The 2,997-nt window shown below is 72.2% G+C and carries 5 protein-coding genes; 3 read left to right on the forward strand and 2 right to left on the reverse strand.

Going from position 1 to position 2,997, the window contains the following annotated elements; genetic code table 11:
* The first annotated feature begins 233 nt into the window (after positions 1-233).
* On the forward strand, positions 234-671 hold the full coding sequence (locus AC2W7G_RS12655) for a cell division protein CrgA (protein ID WP_485868751.1): 438 nt from the start codon (positions 234-236) through the stop codon (positions 669-671).
* Positions 672-847: 176 nt separating this feature from the next.
* Here the strand turns inward: AC2W7G_RS12655 and AC2W7G_RS12660 are convergent, their stop codons facing one another.
* Entirely contained in the window at positions 848-1,720 is an 873-nt protein-coding gene (locus tag AC2W7G_RS12660) for a rhomboid family intramembrane serine protease (protein WP_485868752.1), read from the reverse strand.
* Positions 1,717-2,277 carry a peptidylprolyl isomerase gene (locus AC2W7G_RS12665; protein ID WP_485868755.1) on the reverse strand — a complete coding sequence of 187 codons (561 nt, stop codon included), beginning with the start codon at positions 2,275-2,277 and terminating at the stop codon, positions 1,717-1,719. Before AC2W7G_RS12665 ends, AC2W7G_RS12660 begins: the two co-directional genes overlap by 4 nt.
* A gap of 62 nt (positions 2,278-2,339) precedes the next feature.
* Between AC2W7G_RS12665 and AC2W7G_RS12670 the strand changes: the two genes are divergently transcribed.
* Both AC2W7G_RS12670 and AC2W7G_RS12675 read left to right on the forward strand, forming a co-directional pair.
* Positions 2,340-2,642, forward strand: a complete 303-nt coding sequence (locus AC2W7G_RS12670) for a hypothetical protein (RefSeq protein ID WP_485868753.1) — start codon at positions 2,340-2,342, stop codon at positions 2,640-2,642.
* Positions 2,639-2,997 (forward strand): enoyl-CoA hydratase/isomerase family protein (locus tag AC2W7G_RS12675; RefSeq protein ID WP_485868754.1); only part of this gene is annotated, 359 nt, incomplete at its 3' end. The genes AC2W7G_RS12670 and AC2W7G_RS12675, both read left to right, overlap by 4 nt.

The raw sequence follows: 2,997 nt of genomic DNA on the forward strand, positions 1-2,997 counted from the left end.
GGCCCGGGCGCAGGTCGGAGCCGCGGGCGTTGACGGCGGCGGTGGCGAAGAGCAGGCCGGACAGGCGCGAAGATGGTGACCGACGCGAGCGGGAACGAGCGGCCGGGGCGGCGCCTGCCGCGTGCGGGTCGTCCCACGTGTGCCTCCTGGTTCACCGCCTGCGCGGGCCGGGTGGCCCGCCCGACTAAGGTAGCCGAGAGCATCCAGCGCACTTCGCACAGAGGAAACCCACCGTGGCCCAGAAGAAGTCGACCGACACGCCCCGTCGCGGACGCACCGAGGGACGCGGCGCGGCCATCGCGCTCGGCGTCGTCGCCCTGCTGTGGATCGTCGGCTACCCGATCTCGCAGTCCGACGCCGTGGGCGTCCCCGGGATCAAGGACATCGAGTTCTACACGGCGCTCGGCGCCTGGAACTACCTCATCGGCGCGCTGCTGCTGGTCGGCGCGGTGCTGCTGGCCCGGCGCGAGCCGAAGCAGGGCCCGAACCGCTGGGCCGCCCCGCTCATGATCGGCTCGGCCGCCGTCGGTCTGCTGTGGATCGTCGTCTTCTACGTCACCAGCGGCACCGAGCACGACATCCCGGTCTACTCCGACCTCGGCCAGTGGAACCTGGTCATCGGCATGGGCTTCATCGTGGCCGCCTTCGGCTTCGCCACGAAGTGGGAGTGAGCCGCCCGCACGGACGGACGACGGCGCAGGTGCGGGGATCCCGCCCTGCGCCGTCGTCGTTCCCAGGTCGTCCACAGCCGCCGAATGACACCGGTGTGGTTATGCCCAGGTGTGGACGAGCCTGTGGGTAATGACACCGGTGTCATTCACACCTGGGGACGGACCTGGGGAGGGAGCTACGCGGTGAGCTGCGCGGTGCGGGCCACCAGCCCGATCGCGCACGCCGCCCACACCAGCGCCAGCGCCACCCAGTAGGCGGCCGGGCGCACGCGCCGCGGCGCGAGCGCCAGCACGCCGGCGAGCACCAGCCCGGTGACGAAGCCGCCCAGGTGGCCCTGCCAGCTGACGCCGCCCTGCAGGCTGAAGAAGACGTTGATCGCCAGCAGCACGAGCAGGCCGCGGACGTCCTCGCCGAGCTTGAGCAGCAGGACGAGGGCGAAGCCGAACAGGCCGAACACGACACCGGACGCACCGGCGGTCAGCGCGTGCTCGGGCGAGAGCCAGTAGACGACCACCGACGAGCCGACCGCGAGGGTCAGGTACGTCAGCACGTACCGCAGCGTGCCCAGCGAGCGCTCGACCATCGGGCCGAACAGGTACAGCGCGTACATGTTCAGCAGCAGGTGCAGCACGCCGAAGTGCAGGAAGGCCGACGTGACCGGACGCCACCAGGCGCCCTGGGCCACGCCGGTCAGCAGCTCGCCGCTCTCGGGCGAGAACGACGAGACGCTCAGCATGGCGCCCCACTGGTTGAGCGTGCCGTTGTCGCCGCCGGTCGCCGCGGTGCCGACGAACGCCAGCACGTTGAGCGCGATCATCACCAGGGTGACGGTGCTCTCGCGCGCGGCGACCGCCCCGCCCGCCATCGTCCGAGGACGGCGGACGGTGCGGTTGCCCTCGGCCACGCACTCGGGGCACTGGAAGCCCACCGACGCCTCGCGCATGCACGCGGGGCAGATCGTGCGTCCGCACCGCTGGCAGGAGATGTACGCCTCCCGCTCGGGGTGCCGGTAGCAGGTCGAGCCCGAGGGCTCGGCCGGCTGGCTCATCGTCGCTCGATCTCGATCTTCTGCAGGACGACCGGCTCGGTCGGACGGTCGAAGCGGTCGGTCTTGACCGCGCCGATGGCGTCCACGACCTGGCGGCTGGCGTCGTCGACGACCTCGCCGAAGATCGTGTGCTTGCGGTTCAGCCACGCGGTGGGGACCAGCGTGATGAAGAACTGCGAGCCGTTGGTGCCCGGTCCGGCGTTGGCCATGGCGAGCAGGTAGGGACGGTCGAACTGCAGCTCGGGGTGGAACTCGTCCTGGAACTGGTAGCCGGGGCCACCGGTGCCGTTCCCGATCGGGTCGCCGCCCTGCAGCATGAAGTCGGCGATGATGCGGTGGAACTCGAGGTTCTCGTACAGCGGGCTCGTGCGGGTCTCGCCGGTGGCGGGGTCGCGCCACTCCTTGGTGCCCTCGGCCAGGCCGACGAAGTTCTCGACGGTGACGGGGGCGTGGTTCGGGAAGAGCTCGACGACGATGTCGCCGTGGTTGGTCTTGAAGGTCGCGATCAGCTGCTCGGCCACGGGGGTCCTCTCTGCGATGGGGCTCCATCCTCCCATGCACGCCCAGCCGGGCACGGCGGCGCCGAGCCGCGGGCCCGCCGGCTCGCTACGGTGTCCCCATGTCCACGTCCCGCTCGCCGCGCCGCCGCCGTCTGCTCCTGCTCGTCCTGGTGGGGGTGGGTGCGTACGTGCTGCGCCAGGCGACCCGCGACCAGGGCGGCTCCTACGTGCCGCCGGGCCTCGACGACACCCCCGAGGTGCCCGACGACGCCACCGCCGACGAGCTGCAGCGCTCGGCCCCGGCCGACGACGACGTCCCGGACCCGGCCGACGAGCCCGACGGCGACGAGGTCGTGCCGCACGAGCCGCACGTCGAGGTCGTCCACGACGAGGAGATCGACGTCGACGGGCTGCAGCGGTGAGCGTCACGGTGACGCGCGAGGGCGGCGTCGCCGTCCTGACCGTCGAGGAGCCGCCGGTCAACCTGTACTCGCGGGCCCTGCACGACGCCTTCGACGCCGCGCTGGACGAGGTCGAGGCCGACCTGCCGCGCGTGCTCGTGGTGCGCGCCCGCGGCCGGGTCGTCTCCGGCGGCGTGGACGTCGCGGAGTTCCACGCCCAGCCGACCAAGGAAGCCACCCAGGCGCTGTACGACCGCATGATCGAGCTGCCGCTGCGCGTCGCCGCGCTGCCGGTGCCGACGGTCTTCGCCGCCCACGGGCTGACGCTCACCTGGGCGCTCGAGGTCGCGCTGGCCTGCGACCTCGTCGTCGCGGC

The organism is Aeromicrobium sp. PFPM2_SD2 (assembly GCF_057364525.1).